The organism is Nocardia sp. NPDC050175 (assembly GCF_044459885.1).
Lineage (GTDB): Bacteria > Actinomycetota > Actinomycetes > Mycobacteriales > Mycobacteriaceae > Nocardia.
In genome coordinates, this window is record NZ_JBITJI010000001.1 from 819,513 (window position 1) to 835,094 (window position 15,582).

Annotated in this window: 14 protein-coding genes; 1 reads left to right on the plus strand and 13 read right to left on the minus strand. The window is 66.8% G+C overall.

Annotation, left to right across the window (positions count from 1 at the left end; all coding sequences use genetic code 11):
• Positions 1-239: 239 nt before the first annotated feature.
• The 13 genes from crcB (ACIBK2_RS03665) to ACIBK2_RS03725 all read right to left on the minus strand — a co-directional run bounded on the left by crcB (ACIBK2_RS03665) (position 240) and on the right by ACIBK2_RS03725 (position 13,991).
• Positions 240-602, minus strand: coding sequence for a fluoride efflux transporter CrcB (gene crcB, locus ACIBK2_RS03665; RefSeq protein WP_396963258.1), 363 nt, complete (start codon positions 600-602; stop codon positions 240-242).
• Positions 599-1,090, minus strand: coding sequence for a fluoride efflux transporter CrcB (crcB, locus tag ACIBK2_RS03670; protein ID WP_396963260.1), 492 nt, complete (start codon positions 1,088-1,090; stop codon positions 599-601). Before crcB (ACIBK2_RS03670) ends, crcB (ACIBK2_RS03665) begins: the two co-directional genes overlap by 4 nt.
• 191 nt (positions 1,091-1,281) lie before the next feature.
• Positions 1,282-1,665: a hypothetical protein gene (locus ACIBK2_RS03675; RefSeq protein ID WP_396963262.1), complete on the minus strand. Its 384-nt coding sequence runs from the start codon at positions 1,663-1,665 to the stop codon at positions 1,282-1,284.
• A 333-nt stretch (positions 1,666-1,998) separates the two neighbouring features.
• Positions 1,999-3,540, minus strand: a complete 1,542-nt coding sequence (locus ACIBK2_RS03680; RefSeq protein WP_396963264.1) for a M28 family metallopeptidase — start codon at positions 3,538-3,540, stop codon at positions 1,999-2,001.
• A gap of 259 nt (positions 3,541-3,799) precedes the next feature.
• Positions 3,800-5,263: an MDR family MFS transporter gene (locus ACIBK2_RS03685; protein WP_396963266.1), complete on the minus strand. Its 1,464-nt coding sequence runs from the start codon at positions 5,261-5,263 to the stop codon at positions 3,800-3,802.
• Positions 5,264-5,920: 657 nt separating this feature from the next.
• Entirely contained in the window at positions 5,921-7,066 is a 1,146-nt protein-coding gene (gene dgoD / locus ACIBK2_RS03690) for a galactonate dehydratase (RefSeq protein ID WP_396963268.1), read from the minus strand.
• On the minus strand, positions 7,063-7,818 hold the full coding sequence (locus ACIBK2_RS03695) for an SDR family NAD(P)-dependent oxidoreductase (RefSeq protein ID WP_396963270.1): 756 nt from the start codon (positions 7,816-7,818) through the stop codon (positions 7,063-7,065). Before ACIBK2_RS03695 ends, dgoD begins: the two co-directional genes overlap by 4 nt.
• Before the next feature lie 17 nt (positions 7,819-7,835).
• Entirely contained in the window at positions 7,836-8,780 is a 945-nt protein-coding gene (locus ACIBK2_RS03700) for a sugar kinase (protein ID WP_396963272.1), read from the minus strand.
• 31 nt (positions 8,781-8,811) lie between these two features.
• On the minus strand, positions 8,812-9,423 hold the full coding sequence (locus tag ACIBK2_RS03705) for a bifunctional 4-hydroxy-2-oxoglutarate aldolase/2-dehydro-3-deoxy-phosphogluconate aldolase (protein ID WP_396963274.1): 612 nt from the start codon (positions 9,421-9,423) through the stop codon (positions 8,812-8,814).
• Entirely contained in the window at positions 9,413-10,318 is a 906-nt protein-coding gene (locus ACIBK2_RS03710; protein ID WP_396963276.1) for an SMP-30/gluconolactonase/LRE family protein, read from the minus strand. Before ACIBK2_RS03710 ends, ACIBK2_RS03705 begins: the two co-directional genes overlap by 11 nt.
• Before the next feature lie 54 nt (positions 10,319-10,372).
• Positions 10,373-11,431 (minus strand): ABC transporter permease, encoded by a 1,059-nt coding sequence (locus ACIBK2_RS03715; protein ID WP_396963278.1) that lies wholly within the window; start codon positions 11,429-11,431, stop codon positions 10,373-10,375.
• Positions 11,428-12,951 (minus strand): sugar ABC transporter ATP-binding protein, encoded by a 1,524-nt coding sequence (locus tag ACIBK2_RS03720; RefSeq protein ID WP_396963280.1) that lies wholly within the window; start codon positions 12,949-12,951, stop codon positions 11,428-11,430. Before ACIBK2_RS03720 ends, ACIBK2_RS03715 begins: the two co-directional genes overlap by 4 nt.
• A complete protein-coding gene (locus tag ACIBK2_RS03725; protein ID WP_396963282.1) occupies positions 12,942-13,991 on the minus strand; it encodes a substrate-binding domain-containing protein in 1,050 nt (349 codons plus the stop codon). The genes ACIBK2_RS03720 and ACIBK2_RS03725 overlap by 10 nt, the downstream gene beginning before the upstream one ends.
• A gap of 142 nt (positions 13,992-14,133) precedes the next feature.
• On the opposite strand from ACIBK2_RS03725, the gene ACIBK2_RS03730 reads away from it, so the two are divergent.
• Positions 14,134-15,366: an ROK family protein gene (locus ACIBK2_RS03730; RefSeq protein WP_396963284.1), complete on the plus strand. Its 1,233-nt coding sequence runs from the start codon at positions 14,134-14,136 to the stop codon at positions 15,364-15,366.
• The last annotated feature ends 216 nt before the right edge of the window (positions 15,367-15,582 follow it).

Below are 15,582 nucleotides of genomic sequence, written 5' to 3' on the forward strand. Positions count from 1 at the left end.
ACGGCCTTCCCTCGCACGCCGCGTTCGAGAGCGCCGAGCGTGGGGAGATCGTTTTGGGGGGCTGCGTCAAGAGGTCCAACGCTCCGATGTGGGAATGCACGGCGTGTCGCGGGGACTCGGACTTGGACATCCCGAGTTTCCTGCGTGAGTAGTGCGGCGAGGAACAGCGGTGTGGTCGCGGTAGTGCGCGTCGCGGTCCCCAGCCTCGTTGATCAACGTCGCGTGTGGGTGCTGCGGCGTTATCCGTGGAGGGCGTGGGCGATGGAGTAGCCGAGGACCGCGGCCGCCAGGCCTGTGGCGACGCCGACGACGGCGTTGAGGATCGCGTGTCGGTAGGCGCCTTGCTCGGCTAGGCGGAAGGTTTCGTAGCTGAAGGTGCTGTAGGTGGTGAAGGCACCGCAGAAACCGGTGCCTGCCAACAACATCCAGGGGGCCGACAATCCCGCGCCGGTCAGTCCGCCCAGTACGAGGCAGCCGAAGGCGTTGACAACCAATGTGCCCCAAGGGAAACGGCTGTCGTGGCGCAATTGGACGGATCGATCGAGCAGGTAGCGCGAGGGTGCGCCGAGGGCCGCTCCCGCGATCACCAGCAATGCGTTCATGAGGCCACCTCCACCCGGAGGAACCGAGCCGCAACGCGGGTGAGCATTACGGCGGCGGTGGTGGCGACCAGTGCCACGACGAGGGTGGCGACCAGGTAGACGGCTGCGACGATGACCGTGGCCGGGTCGAGCAGGGCGCGAATGTCTTCGGCGTAGGTGGAGAAGGTGGTGAAACCGCCGAGCACCCCGACGCCAAGGAACGGGCGAACCAACGGGTGTGCCGGGCGAATCTCGGTGATCACCACCATCAGCACACCGAGCAGGAAACTTCCCGCAACGTTGATCGTGAACACCGCCCACGGGAACGCACCCGCCGGAGCGGGCCAGGCGAGGGTCAGTCCGTAGCGGGCCAATGCCCCGAGCGCGCCGCCGACCGCGATGACCGCCAAGACCGCACCGTGCGTGGCTGTGAGCTCGCACCGCTGGTCAGGGTTGTGCAGATCGATGTCGGGATCGACGGAAAGGCATGTTTGCGGGTCGATGGGCACGGCTGTCTCCTACTCCAAGGCCGCCCGAAGGCGGGGTGATGGGGTAGGGACTGTTGGCCGGCGATGCCCGCGGTTGTTCCGAATCCGATGTCCGGAGCGGCGAGCCCCACCGCCGCAGCAACAACTATATGCCGTGTCAACACTGCGGTGCGTGCGGGGTGTGGCCCGCGGATTCCGAGGTCGTCAGCGTGTCAACGACGACGACGAAGATCGAGCACAGAGCGAGCCGCCCACGATGCGGCAAACCCCGCCGCCAACGCGGTCAGCGGCGCGAGAACACGACCCCAGATATCCCGAATCGGCCGATACCGCGCGACACCGTGACTGATCTCGATGAAACCCACCGGCCGCACATCAACCCCGCCGCCTACCCCGCCCTCCGCACCCGCGAACCCGATGCCCGCCCGCGCCACCGGCACAACAGTGATGCCATCAGCCGTGACCGGTGCACCGAAAACCATTGCCGCCCCGGCCTGCCCACCGATCAAGTCCACCATCTGCTCCCGCGTCAGCGCGACCGCCCCCACGGTGTCGCCCCCTGCGTTCAGGGAAACCGGATCCTGCGATGCCTGCATGGTCGTAAACCTCCGTCGCCGTCGAAAACACCCGAGCTCGAGGCTAGCTGGACAGATGATCACGGAAAACAGCCACCGCTCCCCCACCACGAGTTCGCCACAACCACGTGCCGTCGACCCCACACCCACACCCACACCTCCCGTCACCAAGCCGCGGCTGAAGATCTGCACTCTCACTCGGGATCGGCACTCGGAATGGGGCCCTGGAGCCAGTGCAGGTCCCGAGTTAAGGTGCGGATTCTGTGGGGAGGGTTGGGCGGGGGGCAGGGGGACAGAACGCAACCCGGCGGGGCGGAGCCGCCGGGTTGCGTTCTGCCGGAATTCCTTCCAGACCTACATGGCGAGTCCACCGTGATGGGTCTGGGTCTTTCCGCGCTGGGCGGGTGCGGTCTTCGCAGCCGGGGTGCGGGTGGGCGGGTTGTCGCTGAAGGCGAAGGTGGCGACGGAGTAGGCGATGGCGCCGGTGTTGACGGCCAACGCCTTGTCGTTGATGTTGCTGGTCTTGTCGCAGGCCGAGTGGTAGCAGGCGTCGTAGGCCTTGCCTGCTTGGCCGCCGAACATCTTCTGTTCTTCGGCGGTCTTGATGCCCTCGGCACCGGTGAACAAGCCACCGACCGGGATGCCGATCGCCATGAACGGGCCGTAGTCCGAACGTCCGTCGAGCGCGGTGGGCACGTGCGGCAGGCGGAGGAAGTCGAAGTAGCGGGCCAGGTTCTTCTCGATCTCGGCGGAACCGGCCGGTCCCCCGCTGCCGTCATAGATCATGTACGCGTAGTTCGGCGACGCGATCATGTCGTAGTTGGCATAGAGGCTGATCTTGCTGCGATCCGCCTCCGGCAGGTTCGCCACGTAGTGATCGGAGCCGAGCAGGCCGAGTTCCTCGGCACCCCACCAGGCGAAGCGGACCTTGTTCTTGGTCGGCACCTTGGCCGCCTGCAACGCGACCTCGAGCAGTCCCGCAGTGCCGGAACCGTTGTCGTTGATGCCGGGCCCGGCCAGCACGGAATCGAGGTGCGCTCCCGCCATCACGACCTTGTCCGCGTTACCGCGCTTGGTCTCCGCGATGATGTTGTTGGTGGTGCGGGTCGTGCTCTCGGTATCGGTCTTGAGGTGGACGACCGTGTTCGGCTTGGCGATGAGCTCCTGGCCGATGGCGAGGCTGGTGCCGACCACCGGCAAGGTGAAGCCCGGCCCGCCGAGGGTTCCGGTGAAGGTGTCGGTGCGACCCGGCTGCCCCTCGTTGAAGATGATCACGGCCGACGCCCCTGCGGTCTGGGCGTTGCGTGCCTTGTCCGCGAACGGACAGGTGCCACGCTGGACCAGGGCGATGTTGCCCGCGGTGAAGCCCGCGAAGTCCTCTGCCTCACAGCCGGAGGTCGAGCTCGGTTCCGGAGTGGGCGGCAGGGTCAGGTCGACGGCCTGAATGGTCCCCTGCGCGTTGCCCGAACCCGAGTAGGTCAGGGTGGCGAAGTCGCCGAGCTCGCTGCTGCCCGGCGCGGTCGGCTTGTAGGTCTTGGCGACGGGTGAGACCTGCGCCATGGCCGCCGTCGACTTCTCCTGGAAGAACGGGAAGTCGAACTTCTGCACCGTCACCTGGTAGCCCGCGCCGCGCAGCTTGCCTGCCACATAGTCGCTGGATTTCTCGAAGCCCGGCGTCCCGGAGGCGCGGGTGCCGCCGTTGGCGTCGGCGATTTTCTGCAACTCCTGCAGGTGCCGTTTGATGTTGGGCGCCTGGACCGAGTCGGCCAGTTGTCGCTCCGGTGGCGCGGGGTCCGCGTGCGCGGTCCCGACCAACGCGAGGGAAAAGACGAGGGGTAAAGCGGCGGCAGCGGCGATGAAGCGACCGGCACTGGCACGGCGGAAGATGTGGGGCATGTGGGCTCCTCCAAAGGGACGGAATAATCCCGATGGTCGGAGGTTAAGCCGGTTTGTCGCATTGGTGAAACCCCAGTCGAAGTGGGGAAAGTGGTTGCGCAGGTGCGCCATCCGTGGTGCGGAGTGGGGCGGACGCAGCGCTCTGACGTCGGCAAATAGGGTGCGTTGTCGGCTCTGGACAACGAGTTTCGCGCCGGTCGAGAACGAAGAAACCCCCGGTTGCCTACGCAACCGGGGGTTTCGTTTTACTGCATTGAGGTCAGTGCTTGATCAATTCGGGTGTCGCGGTTTCGGATTCATCGGACCCCTCCGGATCGGCCGCCCGGTTCGGCAGCAGCACTGCCGCGACGATCACGATCAGCGCCAGAACGGCGGACACGAGGAAGGCCAGACGCATGCCGTCCAAGTGGGCGGTAACCGCGTCCACGCCGTTCTCGACGAGCGACGTGCTGCGAGCCGACATCACGGTCACCACCAGTGCGGTACCGAAGGCCGCGGCCACCTGCTGCAGGGTGCCGAGCATCGAGCTGCCGTGCGAGTACAGGTGATGCGGGAGCGCGCCGAGCCCGAGCGTGAACACCGGCGTGAAGGTCAGGGCCAGCGAGACCATCAACAAGATGTGCAGGCCGAGCAGCTGCCAGTACGGCATGTTCATCGAGATCTGGGTGAACCCGAACAGCGACGCGGCGATACCGATCGACCCGGGAACCACCAGCAACCGTCCGCCGAACCGGTCGAACAGCCGCCCGATGCTCGGTCCGAGCAGACCCATCGCCAACCCGCCCGGCATCACCAGCAGGCCGGTCTCCAGCGGGCTCAGACCACGCAGGTTCTGCAGGTACAGCGGCAGCAGGATCATCGACCCGAGCATCGCCATGAACGCGACCGACATCAGCACCAACGCCTTGGCGTAGGTGGCTGCCAGCAGGACCCGCAGATCCAGCAGCGGCGTGCCGGAGCGTTGCAGACTCAGCTGACGGAATACGAACCCGGCGATCAGGGCCACACCCGCGGCGACGATCAGGGCCGGGCTGGTCAGGTTGCTGGCCTCGAATCGGCTGAGCCCGAACACCAATCCGCCGAAGCCGAGCGCGGCGAGCACCACGCTGGCCCAGTCGATCGCACCGGTTTGCGGCTCACCGACGTTCTCCAGCTGACGCAGGCCGAGCCAGGCGACCACCGCGGTGATCGGCAGCACCAGCACGAAAAGCCAACGCCACGAACCGACCTGGAGCACCAGCCCGGAAATCACCGGACCCATCGCGGGCGCCACCGAAATGGCAAGCGTGACATTGCCCATCACCCGGCCGCGGTCGCGTTCGGGCACGACGGTCATCAGTGTCGTCATCAGCAGCGGCATCATCACCGCGGTGCCACCGGCTTGAATAACCCGTCCCAGCAACAGCACCGCGAACGTCGGCGCGACGGCCGACAGCGCGGTGCCGGCCAGGAAGACGCTCATCGCCGTGGCATAGGCCGTTCTGGTCGTAACCCGTTGCAGGAACCAGCCGGTGGTGGGAATGATGGCGGCCATCGTGAGCATGAACGCGGTGGAGACCCACTGCGCCGCGCGCTCGGTGACGTGCAGGTCCACCATCAGGCGCGGGATCGCGTTGATCATGATGGTTTCGTTCAGGATCACCACGAAGGTTGCGAGTACCAATACCCGGATTACCAGCGGTGTCCGTCCTCCCGTCGTGGGAGCGGATATGTGGGCGGACATCGAGTTACCTCCGGCATAGACGTTGAGAGCAAGTAGGCGGTCCAGGGTTGCGGTCCCGGCGCCTCAAAGGATCAGACGGACTCGGGTGCTCGAACTCATCGGGCGCGCATCAGTAAACCGTTCGGTACCGACAAAGTTCATGGGGTTTTCCTGCTAATCCGGCTGCGATCTACGCCGAAATACCTGGTCAGGACCATTTTATCGACTGGCTACAAGATCAAATCGTGAGCCTGATCACTTATCGTGACGTGACAACCACGGGTGCCGGGACGGTGTTGCACGGGATCAGTCGCGAGTAAACCAGTGTGAAAAGGCTCGGCGACGACGGAATCGCAACGGGGAGCTCACGTTATCGATGCGTGCCTGGTCAGAAAGTCGTCGATCAGCGCGTTGACGGTATCCGGAACTTCGAGCGCGACGAGGTGGGCACCCGGAGTGTGCCCAATCGCGTTGGTATATCCCGAGTCTCGAGTACCACGATGGTGTCCTCCGTCCACCCCGAAACGTGCCTGCCGCCGGTCCGCTGAGCGCACAGCAAACGTTACGCCGACGGCCCGCACTTTCGGCAGCGGCAGGACACTGTCTACCCGGAACAGCGGCCGATGGGCTTTCGGAAAGGGCGGGCGAAGGCGACGGAAGGTCGAGCCCCTGACCGATTCACCATTCGGCGAAGGCACCGTCCTTGCGGTGCCAGACCGGGTTACGCCAACGGTGTCCCAGCTCAGCGGCGCGGGCGACCGCTTTCTCATCGATGTCGATGCCGAGTCCTGGCGCGTGCGGGAGGTCGACGTAGCCGTCGCGGTAAGCGAAGACGGCGGGGTCGACGAGGTAGTCGAGTAGGTCGGATCCGGTGTTGTAGTGGATGCCGAGGCTTTGTTCCTGGATGAGCAGGTTGGGGGTGGCGAACCCGACCTGCAGGCTGGCCGCCAGTGCGATGGGTCCGAGCGGGCAGTGTGGCGCGATGGCCACGTCGCGGCTCTCGGCGAGGGCGGCGATCCGGCGGACCTCGGAGATGCCGCCCGCGTGCGAGAGGTCCGGTTGGACCACGGCGACGCCCTGGTCGAGCACGGTACGAAAGTCCCAGCGGGAGTAGAGCCGTTCGCCGGTCGCGATGGGAATGCTGGTCGCACTGGTGATCTCGCCGATCCGGTCGCTCACCTCGGGCACCAGCGGCTCTTCCACGAAGAACGGCAGGTACGGCTCGAGCAGCGGCAGCACCCGGCGCGCCATCGCGACGGACAGCCGACCGTGGAAGTCGACGGCGATATCGAAGTCGTCGCCGGTCGCCTCGCGCACGGCGGCGACGCGCTCGACGATGCCGGTGGTCGCGCGTGGCGTATCGATCGCCTCGAGCTCGGCCGATCCGTTCATCTTGATCGCGGTGAAGCCCTGCTGCTTTCGCTCGAGCGCGGCCTGCGCGACGTCGTCGGGGCGATCGCCGCCGATCCAGCTGTACACCCGCACCCGATCGCGGACCGCGCCGCCGAGCAGCTGCCAGACGGGAACGCCGAGGGCCTTGCCGGTGATATCCCAGAGGGCCTGATCGATACCGGCGACCGCGCTCGACAGGATCGGGCCGCCCCGATAGAAGCCGCCCTTGCTGAGCACCTGCCAGTGCGCTTCGATGCTCATCGGATCCTTGCCGATGAGATAGTCGGCCAGTTCGTCGACGGCGGCGGCCACGGTGTGCGCGCGGCCTTCGATCACGGGTTCGCCCCAGCCGGTGAGGCCTTCGTCGGTGTCTATGCGCAGGAAGCACCAGCGGGGCGCGACCAGGTAGGTGGTCAGTGCGGTGATCTTCACCGTGATTCCTTTCGTACGCTCCAACCACCGTCGACGACGAGGTTGGCGCCGGTGATGAACGAGGCGTCATCGGAGGCGAGGAAGGCGACCGCGGCGGCGACCTCCTCCGGCGCGCCCAAGCGGTCCAGGGCGGTGGCTCGCGCGGACAGTCGTCTGCCTTCCTCGTCGACGTCGTCCCAGACCGGGGTGAGGACGGGACCGGGCAGGATGGCGTTGAATCGCACTCGGGCCGAGCCATATTCGACGGCGAGCTGCCGAACCAACGCGGTCAACCCACCTTTGGCGGCGGCATAGACCGGATATCCAGGCAGACCGAACTGCGCATGCACGCTGGAGACGGCGACCACGTTGCCGGCACGAGCGCGCAGATCGTCGATGAAGGTGCGGACACCGAGGAACAGCGGCGTCAGGTTGATCGCCAGCCCTTCGTCCCACTGCGATCGGGTCAATTCGTGCGCGGGGATGGTGGCCTGTTTGGATGCGTTGCTGCACAACGCATCCAGCGGACCGAACAGCTCGTTGACCCGGTCCCGCAACTCGGCCCACGAATCTTCTTGCGAGACATCACATCGGACGAATTCGGCGCGATGGCCTGCTGCGCGAATCTTCGCGGCGACTTCCTCTCCTCCAGTCACTGCGATATCCGCGATGACAACCGAGGCTCCCTCGGCGGCGAGGCGCTGCGCCGTGGCGGCACCGATACCCGATGCCGCGCCGGTGACGACCGCGACTCGGTCTGCCAGACGACTCAATGGGTTTCCTTTCGTGGTCATCTTTGAATGTCTGTGCCGGTGAGCAAGTCGAGTTCGTGCCGGAACGGCAGACCGGCCCAGTCGCCGGGGACGGATACCGCGAACGCGCCGCAGGTTGCGGCCAGCCGCAAGCGGTTCCGGATCGAACCGCCGTCGAGGACGCCCGCGAGGTATCCGGCGACGAACGCATCACCGGCGCCGACCGGATCGACCATGGTGACCGGGACCGCCGGTTGCCTCAGCACTCTGCCGTTGTGCAGTGCGAGCGCTCCCTCTGCGCCGAGTTTCAGCACGACCTGCGACGGGCCCAGCGCGGCAAGGGATTCGGCCATGGCCGCCGCGCTGGCGGTGGGCACCAGCAGTGCCGCTTCCTCCGGTCCGGCGAAGACGATGTCGGCTCGCGCCACCAGTTTCGCCAGTTCCACGGCGGCCTCGGATCGCGGCCACAGTGCGGTGCGGTAGTTGATGTCCAGCGACACCGTCACGCCTGCATCGACTGCCGCGTCGAGCGCGGCGTGCACCGCATCGCGGGCGGTCGAACTGAGCGCCGGAGTGATGCCGGTCAGGTGCAGGACACCGGCCGCGGCAATCTGTTCTTTGTCCACCTCGGCCACCGACAGCCGCGAACCCGCAAGTCCCCGCCGATAGTAGGTAACCCGGATCCGATCCGCCGTACGCCGTTCCCGCAGCATCAAACCGCTCGGCAACTCCGAATCGGTCCGGCACCGCGAAACATCCACGCGCTCAGCCCGCAACCGATCCAGCACCATCGTGCCGACCGCATCGGCACCGACACTGCCCACCCACGCGCTGTCGTGCCCCAACCGGCTGACACCGATGGCAACGGTCGCCTCGGCCCCCGCGAAATCCATCCGCATCGCCGCACCCGGAGCCAACGGCCCCGGCTCTGTCGCCGCCACCACTCCGATCGCTTCACCGAGCGTTATCAGCTTGCTCCTCATAACAATCCGCTCCGCCCGACTGCCCAGTCCCTCATGACAACTGCTCGCGGAGGACAGCTACGCGTTCGCGCAGGGCATTGAGGTCACCGCCGGTGCAGGCGTCGCCGATGAGGGGGGAACCTATTCCGAGGGCAGTAGCGCCTGCGGCGAGGTATGCCTTGGCGTCGGTGAGGGCCACGCCACCGGTTGGCACCAAGGGGATTTCGGGCAAAGGGGCGCGGATGGCTCGGAGGTAATCGGGGCCGCCGACCGAGGCCGGGAAGACTTTGATCATAGTGCTGCCCGCGGCCCAGGCGTGGTGAATCTCGGTGGGGGTGAACGCACCTGAGATCACCGGGACGCTCAGTCGGTTCCCCTCCTCGATGACCTCGTCGCTGACGATCGGAGTGATCAGGTAGGCGGCACCGGCGTCGACCGCGCGGCTGGCGTCCTCAGCGGTGCGGACGGTGCCGGCGCCGATCGGGTGGGCGAAGTCCGCGCAGTCACGTAGGGCGTCCAGGGCACCTTCGGTGGTGAGTGTGAATTCCACTGCGGTGATGCCGGATTCGTGCAGCACGGCGGTGACTTCGGCGAAGCGGGTGGCGGTGGACGCCCGCAGGATCGCGATCACCGGTGTATCCAGTTGTAGGAGATCATCGGCCATCGCTGCGCACCAATCTCGTGTCCGAGTACGGGGTTGCCTGCAGCCCGACGGCTCCTGGGACGCAAGCGAACAGGCGTCCGGCACCGGGCTCACCGGCGGCCTTGCCTTCCGCTGCGGTGGTGATCACCAAGACGTCCAAGTCCGGCCCGGCGAACACACAGCTGGAAACCTGGGAGGGGCCGACCTCGATGATCACGCGCCGATGGCCGGTGGGGTCGAAGGCGTGTACCTGCCCCACGCCCCAGACCGCCACCCACACCCAGCCCTCACCGTCGACGGTCAGCCCGTCGGGCTCGCCGTTCTCGAATCGCGCGAACGGCTTGCCGTTGCCGAAAGTGCCGGTGGCGATGTCGTATTCGAACGCATCGACCCGCTTGGTCGGACTGTCCACGTAGTAGAGGACAGTGCCGTCCGGGCTCCAGTCGAGCCCGTTGGAGATGGTGACCCCGTCGCGCAGAATGCTCAGCGCACCGTCGGAGTCGAGCCGGTAGAGGGCGGCACTGCCCTGGACACCGTCTTCGGACATGGTGCCCGCGAGCAGCCGTCCGTGCGGGTCGACCTTCGCATCGTTGAGTCGGCGCCGAATCCCGTCGTCCGGAAACGGTATTGCGGCGATCGGGGTGGCTGTACCGTCCCCGTCGATCAGATAGAAGGTGTCGCCCACGGTGGCGAGCAGGCTGCCGGATGCGCAGGGCACCACCGCGCTGACCGGAGGTGTCAGGCTAACTGTGGATCGGTGGGTGAGATCGAGTGTCGCCCGGTCGAGTTCGGCTCGATGGATGTGTCCGCCGCGGATGTCCACCCACAGCAGCTCGCCGGTTCGGTTGTCCCACACCGGGCTTTCACACAGTCGTCCCGGTGCCGGAGCGCACGGATGTGCGCGCAATGTGATCATGGTTCGCTCCTGAAGTCTCGGTCGGCCCGCGGCCGTCTGCTTGCAGGCCATGGCTTATGTCGGCAACCCGACCGCACGTTCACCGCTGCGCCGCTGCTGAATCACCACCGCGGCCACGAGCAGCGACCCCTGCGCGACGTTCTGCCAAAACGTATTGACACCAACAACATTCAGCCCGTTGTCCAGCGCGCCGAGCAGCACGACCGCGAGCAGCGTGCCGCCGACCGTCCCCTTACCGCCCTTGAGCGCGCATCCGCCGAGCGCCGCCGCGGTGATCGCCTTCAGCTCCAGACCTTCGCTACCCGACACCGGCTGCCCGGACCCGGTGCGCGCGGTCAGGATGATGCCAGCGAGCGCGGCCACCACACCGGCGAGCACGAACACCGCGATCAGGTACTTGTTGATGTTGATGCCGGAAAGCCGTGCGGCGGTGTCATTTCCGCCGATGGCGTAGATGTTGCGGCCGATATCGGTGTATTTCAGCAGTACATGCACGGCCAGCGCGACGATCGCGAGGATGATCACCGGAACCGGCAGCCCGAGGATCTTGCCTCGGGCCAGGAAGATGAACAGGTCGTTGTCGAGCACGAAGCCCTGTGCCTTACCGCCCGAAATCAATTGGGCCAGGCCTTTGTACGCCGCCAAGGTGGCCAGCGTCGCGATCACCGGATTCACCCGCCCGTAGACGATGATCAGCCCGTTCACCAGGCCGAGAACCACGCCGACACCGACCGCGGCCAGGATGCCGAGAAACGCGTTGCCGGAGGTGGCGGTGAACGCCATCGCACTGATCACCGACGCGACGCCCGCCTGCGAGCCGACCGAGATGTCGAGCGCGCCGCAGATGATCACCACGGTCTGCACGACGGCCAGCAGGCCGAATACCGTTACCGCGTCACCGATTCCGGCCAGGTTCGCCGGATCGAGATAGCCGTCGTTGAGCGAGCCGAAGATGGCGACGATGACCGCGAGCGCGCCGATCAGGCTGAGGTTTCCGGGGCCGATCGCGTGCAGTAGCCGTCGCGGGGTGAGCGCGGCGGTGTAGCGGTTGAGTGCGGGGGCCGGGGTGGAAGTCGCCGCCACCGGCGGCAATTCGAGTTGTTGCTCAATCATTGGTTCCCTCGAGATGTAAGCGACGTGAGGTCATCGGCCATGGCCAGCGCGAGAATGGCCTCCTCGCTGGCCGCGCTGCGGTCCAGCTCGCCGGTGACGCGCCCGTGCTGCATGACGACGATCCGGTCGGCCAGGCCGAGTACTTCGGGTAGTTCGGAGGAGATCACCAGCACGGCCACCCCCGCTTCGGCCAATTCCTCGATGATTCGGTAGATCTCGGCCTTCGCGCCGACGTCGACACCGCGGGTCGGCTCGTCCAGGATCAGCACCTTGGGTTTGCGGGCCAGCCAGCGGGCCAGCACCACCTTCTGCTGATTGCCGCCGGAGAGCTTGCGCACCTCCTGCTCGATCGAGGGCGTGCGCACCCGCAGCGAATCGACGTACCGCTGGGCGAGCCGACGCTCCTCCCCCGCCTTGACGAAGCGCAGCCGCCGCAGCTGGTCGAGCATGGCGAGCGAAATGTTGTCGCGCACACCGCGATGCAGCAGCAGGGCTTGCGCTTTGCGCTCCTCGGGCGCGTAGCCGACGCCGGCCCGCACCGCGTCCCGCGGCTGCCGCAATCGCAGCTGCTTGCCGTCCACCGACACCGTGCCGGAGCGGATCGGATGGTCGCCGGCCAGCGCACCCGCCAATTCGGACCGGCCCGCACCGACCAGCCCGGCCAGCGCGACCACTTCACCGGCGCGGACCTGCAGACTCACGTCTCGCACGTCGTCGGTGGTGACCGCGTCGACGTCGAGGACGACCCGGCCCGGTGTGCTCGGCCCGCGGGTGAACAGCGTGGACAGGTCGCGCCCGACCATCATCCGGACGATCTCCTGATCGTCGGTCTCCTCGGTCGCCCGCACGCCGACCAGCGCACCGTCGCGCAAGACCGCGACCCGGTCAGCGAGCTGGAAGATCTCCCGCATCCGGTGCGACACGTAGATCACCGCCAACCCGCGCTCGCGCAACCGGCCGATCAGTGCGAACAGCGATTCGGTCTCGTGGTCGGACAGCGAGGAGGTCGGCTCGTCGAAGGCGATCACCTTGGCCTCGATGGTCAGCGCCCGCATGATCTCGACCAACTGTCGTTGCGCGGCAGTCAGTTTGGACCCGAGGGTGTCCGGGTCGAGGTCGCGATCGAAGCCGAGCCGGGCCAGGTCGGTGCGCATCCGCTCGCGCAAGGCCGCCCGGTCGAGCAGGCGGCCCGCCCGGCGCGGCAGGGCACCGAGGTAGACGTTCTCGGCGACCGAGACATGCGGCACGATCTCCGGCTCCTGGCCGATCACCCGGATCCCGGCCGCCCGCGCGTCGGCCGGGGTGGCCGGCTCGAGCACGATCCCGTCGAGCTCGAGCAGGCCGCTGTCGGGGCGATGATCGCCGCCGATGATCCGGATCAGGGTGGATTTGCCCGCACCGTTCTCCCCCATCAGCGCGGTCACCGCGCCGGCCGGGAAGTCCAGGCTCACATCGCGCAGGGCGGGCACCCCGGCGAAACTCTTGCTGAGGCCGGTGGCGCGCAGACCGGTCAGCTGCATGTGACGCCCGCCTGCTGCCAGCTGCTGGAGTCGACCATCGTGGTCGGCGCGAACGCCTCGGCGGGCATGGCCTTGCCGTTCTTCAGGTAGTCGTAGATCGTCTGCACCGCGAGCGCGCCGACGTCCTTGCCGTTGATGAACAGCGCGGCCTTGAAGCCGGTCGGCTTGCCGCCGCGCCACTCCTTGCAGGCCAGGTAGGCGCCGAGGCCGACGCCGAGCACATTGTCGGCGGCGTAGCCGGAGTTCTGGATGGCCGCGACACCGCCGCTGACGTTTTCGTCGTTGCAGCCCATGACGATCCAGTTCTTGACCGACCGGTTGCCCGCGACCGTCGCGGAGATCTTGTTCTGCGCGTCGGACGGGGTGTTGTCGGTGCCGACATCGATCACCTTGACGTCCACTCCGGCGGCCTCGCGGAAGGCCTTCTTGTTGGCCTCGACGCGGTCGGTGCAGACCGTCACGTCCTGCTTCCAGGCGTCGACGATCGCGGTCTCCTCCGGCTTCCAGCCCGCCTTCTTGAAGTCCTCGCCGGCCCGGCGGCCGACCTCGGTGCCCATCTGCGTGCCGCTGAAGCCGACGCGCGGAACCAGTTGGTCCTTGGCGCATTTCGACGGATCCGGGCCGCTCGTGCAGACCTGGTCGTCGGAGGTGAGCAGCGCGACGCCACCGGTCTTGGTGAGCTGCGCGACCTGCGGGCCGACCGAGGGATCGGGGACCACGACGATCACCCCGCTGGCCTTCTGGTTGATCGCGTTGTTGACCTCGGTGACCGCCTTGTTCGCGTCATTCCCCAGGTTCACGACCTTCAGGTCGATGCCTAGTTCCTTGGCCTTCGCCTTGGCACCCTCGGCCTCGCCGATGAAGTACTCCTGGTCGCCCTGTTTCTGGGCGTACACCAGGCTGACCGCGCCCGTCTGGTGCTGTGGGCCATTGGCGGCCGAATCGGACTCCTTGCCCGATGAGCAGGCGGTCGCGGCCAGCGCCAGCGACACCCCGCACAGCACGGCACTGGTCCAGCGTCGTCGATGGGTCCAGGACATGGGCACTCCTCGGTGATCTGACGCACACTCGCGTCGTGTAGTGATGCCGGTTACAGTAAGACTTCCGATAACTGTTGTAAATACTGTTGGTCGAAGTCGTTGGGTATGTTTGCGACCACCAGCGGACGAGGAGGCCCGACCCGTGTATCAGCTGACCGCGCGCGACATCCGACGGCGCAACAGGTTCGGCGTACTACAGGCGGTGTATGCCGCCGTCGGTCATATCAGCAGGCAAGAGATCGCCCGGGTCACCGGCCTGTCCTTCGCCACGGTCGGCAACATGATCTCCGAGCTGCTCGACGTGGGCGTGCTCGCCGAGCTCGGCTACGACGCGCCCGGCATCGGCCGGCCACGCGCCCAGCTCGCGATCAATCCCGAGCGCGGCATGCTGGTCGGCGTCGATATCGCCGAAACCGCTATCCACTTCGACCTTTTCGACCTGGCGATGACGGTGCTGCGTTCGGTCGAGATTCCGGTCGACCCGGCGGCCACCACACCCGACGATGTCGTCGCGCTGATCACCCGCGGCATCGGCGAATTGACCGCCGCGGACGCCGACAAGGTGCTCGGCGTCGGACTGAGCGTGCCGGGACTCGTCGACCCGGTCGGTGGTACCTCGGTGTTCTCGCCGTACTGGCATTGGCACGACGTGCCGCTCTCCCAACTGCTCGAACAGCATGTCTCCCACCCGCTCTATCTGGACAATCCACTGAAAGCCAGTACCGCAGCACATCTTTGGTTCGGTGCGGGCCGGGACGTGGACGATCTGATCGTCGTCACGCTGCGCGCCGGGGTCGGCATCGGTGTGGTGGTCGATGGCGCGCTCTATCGCGGCGTCACCAACAGCGCGGGCGAATGGGGACATACCAACCTGGTGCTCGACGGGCGTGAATGTCGTTGCGGGCGAATGGGTTGCGTCGAGTCGTACGTCAGCGCGCCCGGCATCGTGCGCACCCTGCGCGAACTCGCGCCGTCGAGCACCTTGATCGACACCGACGATGCCGCCACCATCGCCGCCATCGCCGCGGCCGCCCAGGACGGTGACGCCGTCGCACTGGCCGTCATCGACAAGACCGGCCAGTACCTCGGCGTCGCGGTGGCCAATCTGGTGAACCTGTTCAATCCGCGGACCATCGTCTTCGGCGATCTCGTCGCGGACCACCTCGGCGCGCCCCTCTTGGACGTGACCCGCCGCGTCGCCGCACATCACGCGATGACCGACCCGTTCGACGCTGTGACACTGCAACTTTCGACGCTGCCACACAACCCCGCCAGCCTCGGCGCGGCGACCTTCGCGCTGGAAGGTTTCCTCGCCGACCGCGAAACGTTCGGTTCGATCGCGGCCCGGCGCGCCCAGCGGACGTCCACACCCTGATCGGTCACCGCAGCGCAGGTATGACGCAGCCCACACTCGCTCCGCACACTCTGCGATACCGACCCTCGTAGGATCGACCATTAGTTCAGCAACCTAAGGGACGCCCGCCGACCCGAACAAACTATTTGAAGCGTTTACGTCGAAGGAGGGATGGGAAAGGCGGTCGCAGCGACCGCAGCGTACGCGAACTGGTTACCGCTGTAAGCTGCATGGTTT